Raw genomic sequence first — 13,443 nt, forward strand, 5'->3', positions numbered from 1 at the left:
TGTCATCATATTACTAGAAAAAAGGATTGAAGGTCTTTTCGTGAGCGATGGTCGTAGCTGGACCATGCCCTGGATAGACATCGTAGTTTGGTAGGGTGAAGAGTTGGGTCTGGATGCTATGAAGGAGTTGCTCCATGCTACCAGTCGGAAGGTCGGTCCGTCCGATTGTTTCTCGGAAAAGAGCATCCCCTGTTAAGACTAGGTGAGCATCAGGAAAGACGATAGAAACACCACCGATAGAGTGACCTGGTGTTGGCAAGACAGTGAAACGAAATTCCTCTAATTGATATTCCTCATGAAAGACAAAGGTGTGTTCTGCAGGTTTTGCGATCACATCTGCCATATCATCGTGGCGAGGAAGTCCAGAGAGATTATCGACAGGAGTGTAGAGCCAGCTGGCCTCACTCTCTGCGATATAAACAGGAGGATTGCCAAAAGTCTCGCGAACTAGGTCCAGACTCATGATATGGTCATAATGGGCATGGGTTAAGAGAATAGCGCAGATCGGCTTGTTGATGTTCTCTATTGTCTGACGAATGGCTTCCCAATGGCTACCAGGATCGACCACGATGAGGTGCTTTTCACCTTCTAGGTAATAGGTGTTTTCATAGGCAACAGGATTCACGGTTTTATGGATTTTCATATTGGCTCCAATCTCAAAGAATGTAATAAGATAAGTATAGCACAGTTGGGAAGAATAGGTAAGGATTTAGAATGAACTTAAAAACCAGCATGACTAGATGAAGACAGGCTGGTTATCAATTTATCAATATTGGAGAGGTGTCAATTGCCCTTCATAGGTTGCATAAACTCCGTCATTAGCTTGTTTGATAGATGTGATGTTTAGAGTGCCACCGTAGTTGGCTTCTCGTTTATCGCTATATTCACTATAAGTTATCCTATTGGGCAGGTTCTGGTCGTTAGCATAGTATTGAACGACTGTTTTTTTATAGCCTTGCTGGCTGAATAGGAACAGGCAGCTAACTCCTAACACTAGGAGAGCAAAGATAGAAATAGCAGTTTTTTTCATAGGATACTCCTTTGTAAAATAACGTCATTCAATTATATTGACTTGAATGAAAAAGTGATAATCATAGGGAGTTAAATTATATTTAGATTACAATATGGTTTCCGTTCTTCTGTCTCTCCTTCTATCACCTAAATAGAAAATCTAACTGTATAACATATTATAAAAAAACATTTCAGAATTGTCAATCAATTCTGAATTATTTTTTTCTTATTCTGTTCTAAGGATTAAAGAAGGGACTTTCGAAATTGTTGGGGATAAAAAGCCAGAGTAAGTCTTAGTAATTTCTTCCAATGAACTTGATTTAGATAAATTTGATTGGAAAGAATTTGAGCCGTTCAACTAGTGCTAGATGAAATTTAAAACTAAGCTAGATTCTGACATCATTGAATAGCAGTATACAAAAACCAAGGATAAAAAAATTACTTGGTTTTTTACTTGCTAGAAAAAGGTATTGAAAGTCTTTTTATGTTGGTTTATTGGTCTTGAGAATGGCTTCCCAATGGCTACCAGGATCGACGACGATGAGGTGTTTTTCGCCTTCTAGGTAATAGGTGTTTTCATAGGCAACAGGATTCACGGTTTTATGGATTTTCATACTAGCTCCAATCTCAAAGAATGTACTAATACTCTTCGAAAATCTCTTCAAACCGCGTCAACTTTATCTACAACCTCAAAGCGGTGCTTTGAGCAACCTGCGGCTAGTTTCCTAGTTTGCTCTTTGATTTTCATTGAGTATAAATTAAGTATAGCACAGTTGGGGAGAATAAGCTGGAAAAGGAAATAGGTCTAGAAAGAAGAAGATGGTTTGGATAAAAAATAAGCCTCGAGTTAGTTCGAGGCTTAAACTGTTTTAATTACCAGCATAATATTTTTGGATTCCCTTGACAATCCCTTCAACTAGTTTATCTTGGTAGTCACTGCTGCGGATTTTTTGGTTTTCTTCCGGATTATCCATATATCCCATCTCCAACAAAACAGCTGGTTTAGCTGTTTCACGGAGAACAGCAAAGGTTGCTTGCAAGAGCCCAGCATCCCTAGCTCCAGTTTCAGCTAGCAGTGAAGAATGGATATCGGCTGCGAGACGATTACTTTCACTCATCCGTTCAGGATTGTTGTGCCAATCCTTGTTAATCTTGCTAGGGAAACCAGGTTCATCCTTGTAAGAATAGGTCTGGATACCTAGGTTAACGGTTGTATCATTCCCTTTTGCATTGAAATGAAGACTGATGAAAAAGTCAGCATTGGTCTTGTTGACCATACGAGAACGCTCGGTAATAAAATCAACGTCTATATCACTATCTCGAGAGGTGAGAACGGTATAGCCGAGTCCTTCTAGTCGTTTACGTAGCTTACGATAAACTTGTAGGTTCAATTCTTTTTCAGCTATGCCATAGTAATAAGCCCCGCGATCCTTACCACCGTGTCCTGGATCGAGAAAGATAGTTTTAGAGTAATGTCCTTTTTGAAAACCTTGTGCTAATTCACGAACCCATTTTCCATTCCCTTGGAAGAGCTGATTTTTACCATCCACAGCATAGGTTCCTGTAACATACACACCATCGTCCTTAAGATAGTACCAAGCTTGATAGTCTGGGTCATAAATCCATTCCTTGTGGGCCATGTAGCCACCAGATTTGAGGTAGTAGGAACCAATCCATTGTTTTTGGGCATAACGTCCGCCAGATTTGAGGTAAAACCAACTAGAGTAGCTTTGGTCGTAGACCCATTCCTTATCTGCCATAGCACCACTGGATTTGAGGTAGTAATCGCCTTTCCAGACATTGGCCAACATTCTACCGTAGCCATCAAAAGCATACCACTTGCCATTGATTTGGCTCCATTGGTTGGATAAATATTTACCTGAACCATTGATATAGTACCAATTATTTCCCATTTGGTACCAGCTGTTTTCAAGCAAGTAGCCATGACTATCAAAGAAATAACCATCATAGAGGGTATCTGTAAATTTGACCCCAGTTTGACTATAAAAAGTCCACTTGTTCCCCTCTTTTACCCAGCCAGTTTGTATAGGTTGATTGGGTTTGGTTTCTGTGGAAAGAGAAGGTTTGCTTTCTTGCTCACTTGAACTAGCTGTGCTCGACGAAGTTTCTGTACTAGCTTGAGAATTACTAGTGGAAGTATTTATTGAGCTACTAGTTGAACTAGTCATAGGGGCAGTAGTGGAATGACTCGTATCGTCAGCCAAAACGACTTGGTTTGTTAGTCCAAGAAAAGCCAAAGCTAAAAGTGTCAGTCTTTTGTGTGATTTCATCTTATTTGCCTTTCTAGAGAAATGAAATTTCAGTAATTATCGTAAAAAAACTGTCCTTATTACCATTATACACTAAAAAAGTTAGAAAATTACCAAAATATCAAACCTTTTCTTATTTAAGAAGAAAAGATTTTCATTTCACTAACTTTTAGCGTAGCCTATATTTCAAAAAAGATAGATGAAATCAGATAATTTTATTGTTTTAGTGTGAATCTTTTTTATCCTCCTTCCCAACAACTTGAATAAGCTTTGGAATCCTCTTTTTCTAGTTTTCATATTCTTAAAAAAGTGATAAAATGGTAGGAAGAATTGGAGAGTAGAGATGCCAAAAGAAGTGAATTTAACAGGCGATGAAGTTGTCGCTTTAACACAGAAATATTTATCGGAAGAAGATGTGGCTTTTGTCCATAAGGCCTTGGTTTACGCCGTTGAATGCCATAGTGGTCAATATCGTAAATCAGGTGAACCTTATATCATTCACCCTATCCAAGTAGCAGGTATTTTAGCTAAGCTCAAGTTGGATGCTGTGACAGTAGCTTGTGGTTTCTTGCATGATGTGGTGGAAGATACTGATGCGACCTTGGACGATTTGGAAAGAGAGTTTGGTCCTGATGTGCGGGTGATTGTTGACGGGGTTACCAAGCTTGGTAAGGTCGAGTACAAATCGATCGAGGAGCAGTTGGCTGAAAATCATCGCAAGATGCTTATGGCCATGTCTGAGGACATCCGTGTTATCTTGGTCAAACTGTCTGACCGCTTGCATAATATGCGAACTCTGAAACATCTTCGAAAAGACAAGCAGGAGCGTATTTCCAAAGAAACCATGGAAATATATGCTCCTCTTGCCCATCGTTTGGGGATTTCTAGCGTCAAATGGGAACTGGAAGACCTATCTTTCCGTTATCTCAATCCAACGGAGTTTTATAAGATTACCCATATGATGAAGGAAAAGCGCAGAGAGCGTGAAGCCTTGGTGGATGAGGTAGTTACGAAACTAGAAGACTATACGACGGATCGTCACTTGAAAGGGAAGATTTACGGTCGTCCCAAGCATATTTACTCGATTTTCCGCAAAATGCAGGATAAGAGAAAACGGTTTGAGGAAATCTATGACCTGATTGCCATTCGCTGTATTTTAGATACCCAAAGTGATGTCTATGCCATGCTTGGTTACGTGCATGAGCTTTGGAAACCCATGCCTGGTCGCTTTAAAGACTATATCGCTAACCGCAAGGCCAATGGTTATCAGTCTATCCATACGACTGTCTATGGGCCAAAAGGGCCGATTGAATTCCAGATTCGAACTAAGGCCATGCATGAGGTGGCTGAGTACGGAGTTGCGGCTCACTGGGCATATAAGAAAGGTGTTAAGGGGCAGGTCAACAGCAAGGAATCAGCTATTGGGATGAACTGGATCAAGGAGATGATGGAGCTCCAAGATCAGGCTGATGATGCCAAGGAATTTGTGGATTCAGTTAAGGAAAACTATCTGGCTGAGGAGATTTACGTCTTTACCCCAGATGGAGCTGTCCGTTCACTTCCCAAAGATTCAGGACCGATTGACTTTGCCTACGAAATTCATACCAAAGTTGGTGAAAAAGCAACTGGTGCCAAGGTCAATGGTCGCATGGTTCCACTGACAACCAAGCTCAAGACAGGGGATCAGGTTGAAATTGTCACCAACCCGAACTCCTTTGGACCGAGCCGTGATTGGCTCAATATGGTCAAGACCAGCAAGGCGCGTAACAAGATTCGTCAGTTCTTTAAAAACCAAGATAAAGAATTGTCTGTCAATAAGGGTCGTGAAATGCTGATGGCTCAGTTCCAAGAAAATGGCTATGTGGCCAATAAATTCATGGACAAGCGTCATATGGACCAAGTTCTACAAAAGACCAGCTACAAGACAGAAGAATCCCTCTTTGCGGCTATTGGTTTTGGAGAAATTGGAGCTATTACTGTCTTTAACCGTCTGACTGAAAAGGAACGTCGTGAGGAAGAACGTGCCAAGGCCAAGGCGGAAGCAGAAGAGCTTGTCAAAGGTGGCGAGGTCAAGGTTGAGAACAAAGAAACCCTCAAGGTTAAGCATGAGGGTGGAGTGGTCATTGAAGGTGCCTCAGGTCTCCTAGTGCGGATTGCTAAGTGTTGTAATCCTGTTCCTGGTGACGATATTGTTGGTTACATTACCAAGGGGCGTGGTGTAGCTATTCACCGTGTGGACTGTATGAACCTGCGTGCCCAAGAAAACTACGAGCAACGTCTCCTTGATGTGGAATGGGAAGATCAGTACTCTAGCTCAAATAAGGAGTATATGGCCCATATCGATATTTATGGCCTTAACCGTACAGGATTATTGAACGATGTACTACAAGTTCTTTCAAACACAACCAAGAATATTTCAACGGTTAATGCTCAACCAACTAAGGATATGAAATTTGCCAATATCCATGTGTCCTTCGGCATTGCCAACCTCTCGACACTGACTTCGGTCGTGGACAAGATTAAGAGTGTGCCAGAAGTTTACTCTGTTAAACGGACCAATGGCTAATTGTCCTAGCTCTTACTAGAAAGGCTATTATGAAAATCATTATCCAACGGGTTAAAAAAGCCCAAGTGAGTATCGAAGGTCAGGTTCAGGGAAAAATCAATCAGGGGCTCCTATTGCTGGTTGGTGTTGGCCCAGAGGACCAAGAGGAAGATTTGGACTATGCTGTGAGAAAGCTTGTCAATATGCGGATTTTTTCAGACGCAGAAGGCAAGATGAACCTGTCTGTCAAAGATATTGAGGGGGAAATTCTCTCTATTTCTCAGTTTACCCTCTTTGCGGATACTAAGAAGGGCAATCGTCCAGCTTTTACAGGGGCAGCCAAGCCTGATATGGCATCAGACTTCTATGATGCTTTCAATCAAAAATTAGCGCAAGAAGTGCCCGTTCAGACAGGTGTCTTTGGAGCGGATATGCAGGTTGAGCTGGTCAATGATGGGCCAGTTACCATTATCCTTGATACTAAAAATAGATAAGAAAGACCAAGCCCAGCTGGCTTGGTTTTTCTTATCTATTACAAAATACTCGAAAATGAAATCTGTTCCTGATAGGCCTTTGGGAAATCTTGTTTCAGGCTTTGGCTTATGCGATAGGAAGGAATGAGATGTCCTAGGATGAGGAGAGTTCCCTGAAGGCAAAGTGGGATACCCCTTAAAAACAGCAAGGAGAGAATAATCAGGCTATCCCATAGAAGGATTTGTAAGGTAAAACGCCAGAATCTTGGTCTAATCTGGGAATAGAGGTGACTAAAGTGGTCACAAAGTTGGTTAGAAAGATAGGTCAGTAGCACAGGATGAAAGAAAATGAGCCAACCGCTATAAATCAAAATCCAATCCCAAGTAAGTCCCTCTTTAAATGTCAAAAATGCCAGCATAATTCCATCAATGATAAGGAGTTGAATGGTTTTGATAGAGATGATTTTTTTCATGCTAAAACCTCCTTTTCCTTAGAGACACTCCCATAAAGAGATGTGTTTATCGTAAAAATCTGGATAGTGTTCTCTTAGGTAGTCAGCCGTCATATAATATAAAGTAGAATGACAAGCAGTGATGATTGGCATAAGAGAGTAAAAACGCTGAGAACTAATGAAGGCTAAGAGGACAAAAAATAGAAAATCAATGGAGAGAACCCCTAAATAGTAGAAGCGAATCTTTTTATTGATTTGAGGATAAATCTCAGCGAATTGATGTTTGAGTCGGACAACCAAGCGAAATAACAGGAGTCCTTGAGTAAGGAGGAAAATAAAACCAGAGAGCAAGAGCCACTCCAAAGATGTCTCGGGTCTTTTGTTAAAAAATGCGAAAAGTAGCAAATCGATGACTGCAATTGCTGTAAAATGGATTCTAAAGAGTTTTTTCATAAGATGACCTCCCTCTTTTATCTAACTTCATTCTACTCCAAAAGAATGGGAGTTACAAGTAAAATGATAAAAATAGCAGAAGGGAGATTCTCTTAAGTCGACTTGTTTTTTTATTTAAGTTTTCTTCTATTATCTTACTTCTTCATCATTCCAGACAAATAAAGCTCCGATTGCATTGAGGATATAAAAGATGTATTTTCCGATATTGGCAAAATTTCCTTGAATACCAGCTTTTGTCAGCTGAACGAAATTGTAAATCAACCAAAAGCCCCACTGAGTTGTTAGTTTCAATGCGTTAAAAGCATTGGCAATGAGGGACAGTGCAAAGGCAATAGTTGTTACGTAGGCAAGGAGATTCATCTTTCCTCCATAGCCGATATAGTTGGTCACAAAGGCAAAGAGGAAGGCGATGATGGAAATGATGATGGCCGCCAATTTTAGCTGTTTTTGGCTCATTTGGTTGGGTCTGCCTTCTTGCGAAGCTTCCCATTTCTTAATAGCAAAGGTATAAATGAGGAAGGTGACGGGATAGGTGATAATAGCCGCCTTATTTCCAAGGATATAATCAATAGCACCGGACAAAATGGTATTAACAATACCAAAGTAATTTCCCCATTTGCTTAATTTCCCCGTGAAACGAGTGGACAACATGGAAATCCCAACGTTGGTTACGGAAATCAATCCAAAGGGTACAAGAGCTGTCCATGGTCCCCAGTCTACGAATTTATCGAGGCGGGAGTTGAGGTAACCAGATGCAATCGCAATCCCAACGACTAAAGCAACCCCGAAGAGGTCAAACCATTTAGATGTAGCAAAAATTTTTAGTGATTTTTTCATAGTTTAAACTATCTTTCTTTTTTTTTACAAATATTCTACAATTAAATGAAAGCAAAATCAAATGATAGAAATAAAACCCTGAAAATAAAACTTTCAGGGTTGGTTGGGGGACTTGAGAAATTAGTTGATTTTCTCGACATAGAGTTGTTTTGCAATGTCCATATTCACTTGTAAATCCTCGTCTTTACTAAGGATAGTAAAGGTGTTACTGAAGCCATCAAACTGCTTGACTTGGAGCGGATCACCGATGCGAAGTGAGTGCTTATCCAGATAATGGAGAATGTCAAAACTATCGTGCACCCGAGTCAGGCGGTAGGCGCCAGCTTCCTTGATATCAGCTAGTGGCAGGTTATTGATTTCAACTAAGAGTTCTCCCTTGACAGGAATAGTTCCTCCATGAGGACAGGTCTTGGGAAATCCTAGCAATTTATCCAGTCTTTCCACGAACAGGTCAGAGACAGTATGTTCCAAGACCTCAGCTTCCTCGTGAATCTGGTCACTTGTATAGTCTAAATGATGGACTAGAAAAACTTCAATCAAGCGATGCTTACGATAGAGCTCAGAGACCAATTTGAGGCCGAGGTCAGTCAGTAGATAGCCACATTCCTTGTCCTTAAGGATGAGGTTTTCGCTCTTCATCCGTTTAATCATTTCAGTTACGGCAGGGGGAGAGACTTGCATGCGAGCCGCAATTTCCTTGTTGGTAATTTTATGCAGGTCTATGCCGATTTCATAAATACATTTTAGATAATCTTCTTTATTCGGGGTCATTCGTTTCCTCTTGTCTAATATCTATATCTAGTATATCAAAAAAAGCTAGATTTCTCTAGCTGTGACTTTTTATGTTATACTTATTGCAAGAGAAAAAACGAGGAGATGGATATGATGAAAATAGCTCTTCTTTCAGATATTCATGGAAATACCACCGCCTTGGAGGCTGTTTTGGCAGATGCTCGGCAGCTAGGAGTGGATGAATACTGGCTTCTGGGAGATATTCTCATGCCAGGGACAGGGCGTAGAAGGATTTTGGACTTGTTGGATCAACTACCGATTACGGCTAGAGTTTTGGGAAACTGGGAAGACAGCCTTTGGCATGGTGTCCGCAAGGAATTGGATAGTACTCGTCCCAGTCAACGCTATCTCTTGCGACAGTGCCAGTATGTTTTAGAGGAAATTTCCCTAGAAGAAATTGAACTGCTCCACAATCAACCACTCCAGATTCATCGTCAGTTTGGGGATTTGACGGTGGGAATTAGCCACCATCTTCCTGATAAGAACTGGGGGAGAGAGTTGATTCATACTGGAGCGCAAGAGGATTTTGACCGCTTGGTGACCAACCCGTCTTGTGATATTGCTGTTTATGGTCATATTCATCAGCAGTTGCTTCGTTATGGGACTGGTGGGCAATTGATTGTCAATCCAGGTTCGATTGGTCAACCTTTCTTTCTAGATGCCCAGTTGCGGAAGGACTTGCGGGCCCAGTATATGATTTTGGAGTTTGATGACAAGGGCTTGGTAGATATGGACTTCCGACGGGTGGACTACGATGTGGCAGCTGAATTGCAGTTGGCTAAAGACCTCAAACTTCCCTATTTTGAGGTTTATTATGAAAGTCTAGTCAATGGGATCCACCATACTCATCATCAGGAATTTCTGAGAGAATTGGCCCAGAAAGAGGGCTATGATAGGGAATTAGATGCTTGGTTGAAAAGTGGTAATAATTGACATTACAACCAAAAAGGGTATAATAAAAGAAAGAGAAGAGTAGAGGTAGGCTAGCCTCGTAAAAAGGAGAAGAGTATGCAAATTCCAAGTAGATTTACCATTGCGACTCATATGCTGATAATCATTGCCCTCAAGGGGAAGGAAAGCAAGGTGACCAGTGATTTTCTGGCTGCTAGTGTCGGGGTCAATCCTGTCATTATCAGAAAGACCTTGTCCCAGTTGAAGAAGGCTGAACTGATTTCAGTAGCGCGCGGAACAGGGGGAACAGAGATTGTTAAGGATCTCAAAGACATTAGTCTTTTAGATGTTTATCAAGCGGTCGAATGTCTTGGTAAGACAGGCCAACTCTTCAGTTTCCATGACAATCCAAATCCAAATTGCCCAGTTGGAGCTCATATTCATGATGTTTTAGATCAAAAATTGGAGAGAATCCAGCTGGCTATGGAGGCTGAACTTGGTCAGACCAGTCTAGAACAGGTCGTGGCAGATGCAGAGAGTCAGATGAAGGATTGAGAGGGATAGATGCCCTCTTTTTATCTATGTAAAATTGTGATAAAATAGAATCATTAAAGGAGGAAGAAATGTATCTCGTTATAGGAATTGTGTTGGCCTTTATAGTGTCATTTTGGAAGGATAATAGAAGTTTGTGGAATCCAGTATTATTCTTATTATCCCTCATTTCCAGTTATTTTTATCTAGGCTACCTTTTTTATCAAAATGGGTATGAGAAGATTCATTTCGCTTTTTTTATATTTCCCTTTATTTTACTTCCTTTTTTGCTTTTTCTAAGTGGCATCTTTCTAATCTATAATGGGGTCATTTTGTTGAAGCGAGAGGGACGTTCAAAGGCTAATTATCTCTCCATGCTCCTTGGAATAGTCATTTTGCTATTTTTTGCTTTGATGTCATTTCGATTGGGAGGACGACATGAATTATTTTACACCAATCACTTTCTAAATATTTTATTTGCATTTATTGCTTATTCTTACTTTATTTTTGGCTTTGCTTTTACGGGTTTTATGCTGTACTCTATCTTGTATCTCTTTATTCCTAAGAAGAAGCATTATGATTTTATTATCATTCATGGTGCAGGTTTGTTAGACGGAGAAAAGGTAACACCTTTGCTGAAGAAGAGAATTGATAAGGCAGTAGAAGCTTACTACAAGTCTAAAAATTCTAACATAAAAATTATTGCCAGCGGTGGTCAAGGAGGAGATGAGAAGATTTCTGAAGCGCAGGCTATTACAAACTATCTGCTTGAAGAGACAGATGTTCCCCAAGATGCGATTATTCTGGAGGATCAATCAAGGACTACCTATGAGAACCTTCTCTTTTCTAAGGAACTTGGCGAGAAACTGATAGCAAAACCTCAATTCCTCTTTGTTACGAATGACTATCATGTTTTTCGTACCAGTACCTATGCGCGTAAGTTAAATATGAAGGGAGATGGCCTCGGATGTAGGACGGCAGGCTACTACATACCATCTGCTTTTATTCGGGAGTACGTAGCGCTCTGTGTCAAAATGAAATGGCTTTTCCTTGCCTTTTATGTCCTGCTATCAGTCCTCATTTTGATAGCCTATAAAGGGGTTATTTGGTAGTCAGATTCTATTTAAAAAGACTTAGAATGCACATGAAAGTATGTATTCTAGGTCTTTTGTTTTGTATACATTTGATTTTCAAGAGTACTATCTATTTTTCCATGCTTGGTAACGGGTATCAATCAATAACTGGGTGAGGCGTCCCATGGTTTCCCTTTCTTCTGGAGTGAGAGATTGAGCTTGGACGAAGAGATGACGAATGTGTTCGATAGCCTTTAAGGAAGACAAGTCATTGATGGAGCTAATACCAGAATCAAGAATGGTGCCAAAGAAGAGATCGAAGTAGAGCTGAAGTTCTTCGTCAGGGACTGTCGCCACCCACTCCTTGAAGGTTGTGTCAACTTGTTGGCTATCACTGTTGGTTTTATCCAGTTGGACGAAGCGCTTGTCCTCAATCTGCCAACTAAAGGTATCGTGCTGGGCGATACCACCTAAGGCAGTACTGTGCACGATGATTTGGCGGTTAGGAATTTCCATCATCATACCGATAATAGAACCTTGTGGGATAAAGACCTTACTTCTATCCATTATCCTTTGATAGCCCTCGCTTTGTGTTAGTTCTTTGTGGAGACCAGGCGCATCAAAGGTATAAACTGCTGTGATCTGATTTTGCAAGTTTTGCTCAATTTGACTAGCAGCATAGATGGCTAGATTTCCTCCCTTGGAATGCCCGGCCAGAATGACCTTTTGCTTAGGGTGTTGGGCAAAAAAGTTCTTTAAATAGGAAAGGGCGTGCTTTTGAGCAGGAATTTCCTTCATATAAGTCAGGTGGAAATCTTCCTTCCAGCCAATGATACTGTCATCAGTCCCACGAAAGACAATCAGATAGGTATCGAGAGTGAGGCGGTAGGTCATAGCAGCAAATTGCTTTTGCAGCTCAGGGTCGATGTCGTTGATAAAATGGGAGAGTTTGCAATTTTTGAAGCGTTTGTGTTGAGATAGCTCAGCCAATAGCTGGAGGCGATTTTTGCTGGTCAACATGTTCGATTCTCTTGGAACCTGAGGAGCTAGGTCTAAAAGTCGCTGAGGAGTTGTGGAGACCAGATTGTCAAAGGAGAGGTAGGTGATTTCTGTTAAGGCTAGAATGTCTAATTCATTCAAAGGTAGGTCATAAAAGGAATCGTGTGCGACATCTTTTAGATAATCAAAAATACTGGCCATAAGAGCTCCTTTCTTTTTATTTATCTTATCACAATTCCATAGAATTTACTAGTTAGTTTGTATGGTCTTTATATACCAATCTATAATGATATGATTCAGATACATAGAAGACAGTTTGCTTTTATTTCAAACCTCTAAACATACTTGTTTGCATCTGTTTGTCGTCAATCCCATTCTCTTTTAAGAAATTTTTCATCTTATTTATATCATCAGGTTGGCCGGTTAAGATATAAATAGCTTGGTTGCCGTATTTCTCAACAGCATTTTTTAGAAATGCTTGGCTTTGAGAAAGGGTTTCGCTAGTTTTATAAGTTAGATTCGGATTGTTCTGACTAAGCTCTCTTAACTCATTATCAAAAATGCTTACTCCTTTGTCTAAATGATTAAGAATGATGGAGCGCTTACCAGCCCACTCTTTCACAACTGGACGTAGAGTAGAAATACCGACATCAGAGGCAAAACAAATCAGTGCTTGGTCATTGTCTTTAACAGATAAAGATGACTCCAGCCAACTCATCTCAATTTTACTACCAGCTGGTAAATGTGTTAAGGTTTCTTTAAACACGCTACCACTATTATGGGTTACAATAAGAATTTCATCCTCATCAGGAGTGGAAGCAAGGGTTAGCCATCGACTAGTCTGTTCCTCCTTTACTGGACTTTTGTCTGGATCAAACGAGCTGTCAGGAAGCTTAAACTGAGCATAGGAGCCAGCTTTCCATATTTGATTTTTTGGTTTTGTGATGTGAACTAAATACAAATCTCCGCTGGGATTTTCAATGGATTTTATCGATAAAGTTTGACTTCGTCCAAGATAGGTAATGATTCCCCAAGATATAAAGCCAAGCACTCCAAGTGTAGTTAGAATAATTATGAACATTTTTTTCCCTCGTTTCATTTTTAACTCCTATAGTG

At 40.5% G+C, this 13,443-nt stretch carries 14 protein-coding genes and 1 pseudogene; 5 read left to right on the forward strand and 10 right to left on the reverse strand.

Going from position 1 to position 13,443, the window contains the following annotated elements; translation table 11 throughout:
- Positions 1-13: 13 nt before the first annotated feature.
- The 4 genes and pseudogenes from ACERDH_RS03575 to ACERDH_RS03590 form a co-directional block, all read right to left on the reverse strand.
- Complete coding sequence (locus ACERDH_RS03575) at positions 14-643, reverse strand: MBL fold metallo-hydrolase (protein ID WP_084950944.1); 630 nt, start codon at positions 641-643, stop codon at positions 14-16.
- A 123-nt stretch (positions 644-766) separates the two neighbouring features.
- The gene (locus ACERDH_RS03580) at positions 767-1,030 is read right to left on the reverse strand and encodes a hypothetical protein (protein WP_153193151.1); all 264 of its coding nucleotides are present in this window, start codon (positions 1,028-1,030) and stop codon (positions 767-769) included.
- Between the two features lie 469 nt (positions 1,031-1,499).
- Positions 1,500-1,625, reverse strand: a pseudogene (locus tag ACERDH_RS03585) (MBL fold metallo-hydrolase); the annotation flags it as partial.
- A 255-nt stretch (positions 1,626-1,880) separates the two neighbouring features.
- Positions 1,881-3,302, reverse strand: coding sequence for an N-acetylmuramoyl-L-alanine amidase (locus tag ACERDH_RS03590; protein ID WP_261051746.1), 1,422 nt, complete (start codon positions 3,300-3,302; stop codon positions 1,881-1,883).
- Positions 3,303-3,624: 322 nt separating this feature from the next.
- On the opposite strand from ACERDH_RS03590, the gene ACERDH_RS03595 reads away from it, so the two are divergent.
- The gene (locus ACERDH_RS03595; protein ID WP_386679791.1) at positions 3,625-5,847 is read left to right on the forward strand and encodes a RelA/SpoT family protein; all 2,223 of its coding nucleotides are present in this window, start codon (positions 3,625-3,627) and stop codon (positions 5,845-5,847) included.
- 29 nt (positions 5,848-5,876) lie between these two features.
- Complete coding sequence (gene dtd / locus ACERDH_RS03600; RefSeq protein WP_049516476.1) at positions 5,877-6,320, forward strand: D-aminoacyl-tRNA deacylase; 444 nt, start codon at positions 5,877-5,879, stop codon at positions 6,318-6,320.
- 38 nt (positions 6,321-6,358) lie between these two features.
- Here the strand turns inward: dtd and ACERDH_RS03605 are convergent, their stop codons facing one another.
- The 4 genes from ACERDH_RS03605 to ACERDH_RS03620 form a co-directional block, all read right to left on the reverse strand.
- Complete coding sequence (locus tag ACERDH_RS03605; protein WP_078238187.1) at positions 6,359-6,772, reverse strand: hypothetical protein; 414 nt, start codon at positions 6,770-6,772, stop codon at positions 6,359-6,361.
- Positions 6,773-6,790: 18 nt separating this feature from the next.
- The gene (locus ACERDH_RS03610; RefSeq protein ID WP_049516475.1) at positions 6,791-7,204 is read right to left on the reverse strand and encodes a hypothetical protein; all 414 of its coding nucleotides are present in this window, start codon (positions 7,202-7,204) and stop codon (positions 6,791-6,793) included.
- A gap of 129 nt (positions 7,205-7,333) precedes the next feature.
- The gene (locus ACERDH_RS03615; protein ID WP_000749110.1) at positions 7,334-8,041 is read right to left on the reverse strand and encodes a nicotinamide mononucleotide transporter; all 708 of its coding nucleotides are present in this window, start codon (positions 8,039-8,041) and stop codon (positions 7,334-7,336) included.
- Between the two features lie 120 nt (positions 8,042-8,161).
- On the reverse strand, positions 8,162-8,812 hold the full coding sequence (locus tag ACERDH_RS03620) for a metal-dependent transcriptional regulator (protein ID WP_000188514.1): 651 nt from the start codon (positions 8,810-8,812) through the stop codon (positions 8,162-8,164).
- 111 nt (positions 8,813-8,923) lie between these two features.
- Between ACERDH_RS03620 and ACERDH_RS03625 the strand changes: the two genes are divergently transcribed.
- The 3 genes from ACERDH_RS03625 to ACERDH_RS03635 all read left to right on the forward strand — a co-directional run bounded on the left by ACERDH_RS03625 (position 8,924) and on the right by ACERDH_RS03635 (position 11,367).
- Positions 8,924-9,766 (forward strand): metallophosphoesterase family protein, encoded by an 843-nt coding sequence (locus ACERDH_RS03625; RefSeq protein WP_049516474.1) that lies wholly within the window; start codon positions 8,924-8,926, stop codon positions 9,764-9,766.
- A gap of 75 nt (positions 9,767-9,841) precedes the next feature.
- A complete protein-coding gene (locus tag ACERDH_RS03630; RefSeq protein WP_001166795.1) occupies positions 9,842-10,279 on the forward strand; it encodes an Rrf2 family transcriptional regulator in 438 nt (145 codons plus the stop codon).
- A gap of 68 nt (positions 10,280-10,347) precedes the next feature.
- The gene (locus ACERDH_RS03635; protein WP_386679795.1) at positions 10,348-11,367 is read left to right on the forward strand and encodes a YdcF family protein; all 1,020 of its coding nucleotides are present in this window, start codon (positions 10,348-10,350) and stop codon (positions 11,365-11,367) included.
- Between the two features lie 87 nt (positions 11,368-11,454).
- Here ACERDH_RS03635 and ACERDH_RS03640 read toward each other — a convergent pair whose 3' ends face one another.
- Together ACERDH_RS03640 and ACERDH_RS03645 are read right to left on the reverse strand one after the other, a co-directional pair.
- Positions 11,455-12,528 (reverse strand): DUF2974 domain-containing protein, encoded by a 1,074-nt coding sequence (locus ACERDH_RS03640; RefSeq protein WP_386679797.1) that lies wholly within the window; start codon positions 12,526-12,528, stop codon positions 11,455-11,457.
- 121 nt (positions 12,529-12,649) lie between these two features.
- Positions 12,650-13,426 (reverse strand): ferredoxin reductase domain-containing protein, encoded by a 777-nt coding sequence (locus tag ACERDH_RS03645; RefSeq protein WP_386679799.1) that lies wholly within the window; start codon positions 13,424-13,426, stop codon positions 12,650-12,652.
- Positions 13,427-13,443: the final 17 nt, after the last annotated feature.

It is taken from the genome of Streptococcus bovismuti (assembly GCF_042436615.2).
GTDB lineage: Bacteria > Bacillota > Bacilli > Lactobacillales > Streptococcaceae > Streptococcus.

Coding starts and splice junctions, on each gene's coding strand:
- ACERDH_RS03575 (WP_084950944.1), bottom strand. CDS start 643: ATGAAAATCCATAAAACCGTGAATCCTGTTGCCTATGAAAACACCTAT.
- ACERDH_RS03580 (WP_153193151.1), bottom strand. CDS start 1,030: ATGAAAAAAACTGCTATTTCTATCTTTGCTCTCCTAGTGTTAGGAGTT.
- ACERDH_RS03590 (WP_261051746.1), bottom strand. CDS start 3,302: ATGAAATCACACAAAAGACTGACACTTTTAGCTTTGGCTTTTCTTGGA.
- ACERDH_RS03595 (WP_386679791.1), top strand. CDS start 3,625: ATGCCAAAAGAAGTGAATTTAACAGGCGATGAAGTTGTCGCTTTAACA.
- dtd (WP_049516476.1), top strand. CDS start 5,877: ATGAAAATCATTATCCAACGGGTTAAAAAAGCCCAAGTGAGTATCGAA.
- ACERDH_RS03605 (WP_078238187.1), bottom strand. CDS start 6,772: ATGAAAAAAATCATCTCTATCAAAACCATTCAACTCCTTATCATTGAT.
- ACERDH_RS03610 (WP_049516475.1), bottom strand. CDS start 7,204: ATGAAAAAACTCTTTAGAATCCATTTTACAGCAATTGCAGTCATCGAT.
- ACERDH_RS03615 (WP_000749110.1), bottom strand. CDS start 8,041: ATGAAAAAATCACTAAAAATTTTTGCTACATCTAAATGGTTTGACCTC.
- ACERDH_RS03620 (WP_000188514.1), bottom strand. CDS start 8,812: ATGACCCCGAATAAAGAAGATTATCTAAAATGTATTTATGAAATCGGC.
- ACERDH_RS03625 (WP_049516474.1), top strand. CDS start 8,924: ATGATGAAAATAGCTCTTCTTTCAGATATTCATGGAAATACCACCGCC.
- ACERDH_RS03630 (WP_001166795.1), top strand. CDS start 9,842: ATGCAAATTCCAAGTAGATTTACCATTGCGACTCATATGCTGATAATC.
- ACERDH_RS03635 (WP_386679795.1), top strand. CDS start 10,348: ATGTATCTCGTTATAGGAATTGTGTTGGCCTTTATAGTGTCATTTTGG.
- ACERDH_RS03640 (WP_386679797.1), bottom strand. CDS start 12,528: ATGGCCAGTATTTTTGATTATCTAAAAGATGTCGCACACGATTCCTTT.
- ACERDH_RS03645 (WP_386679799.1), bottom strand. CDS start 13,426: ATGAAACGAGGGAAAAAAATGTTCATAATTATTCTAACTACACTTGGA.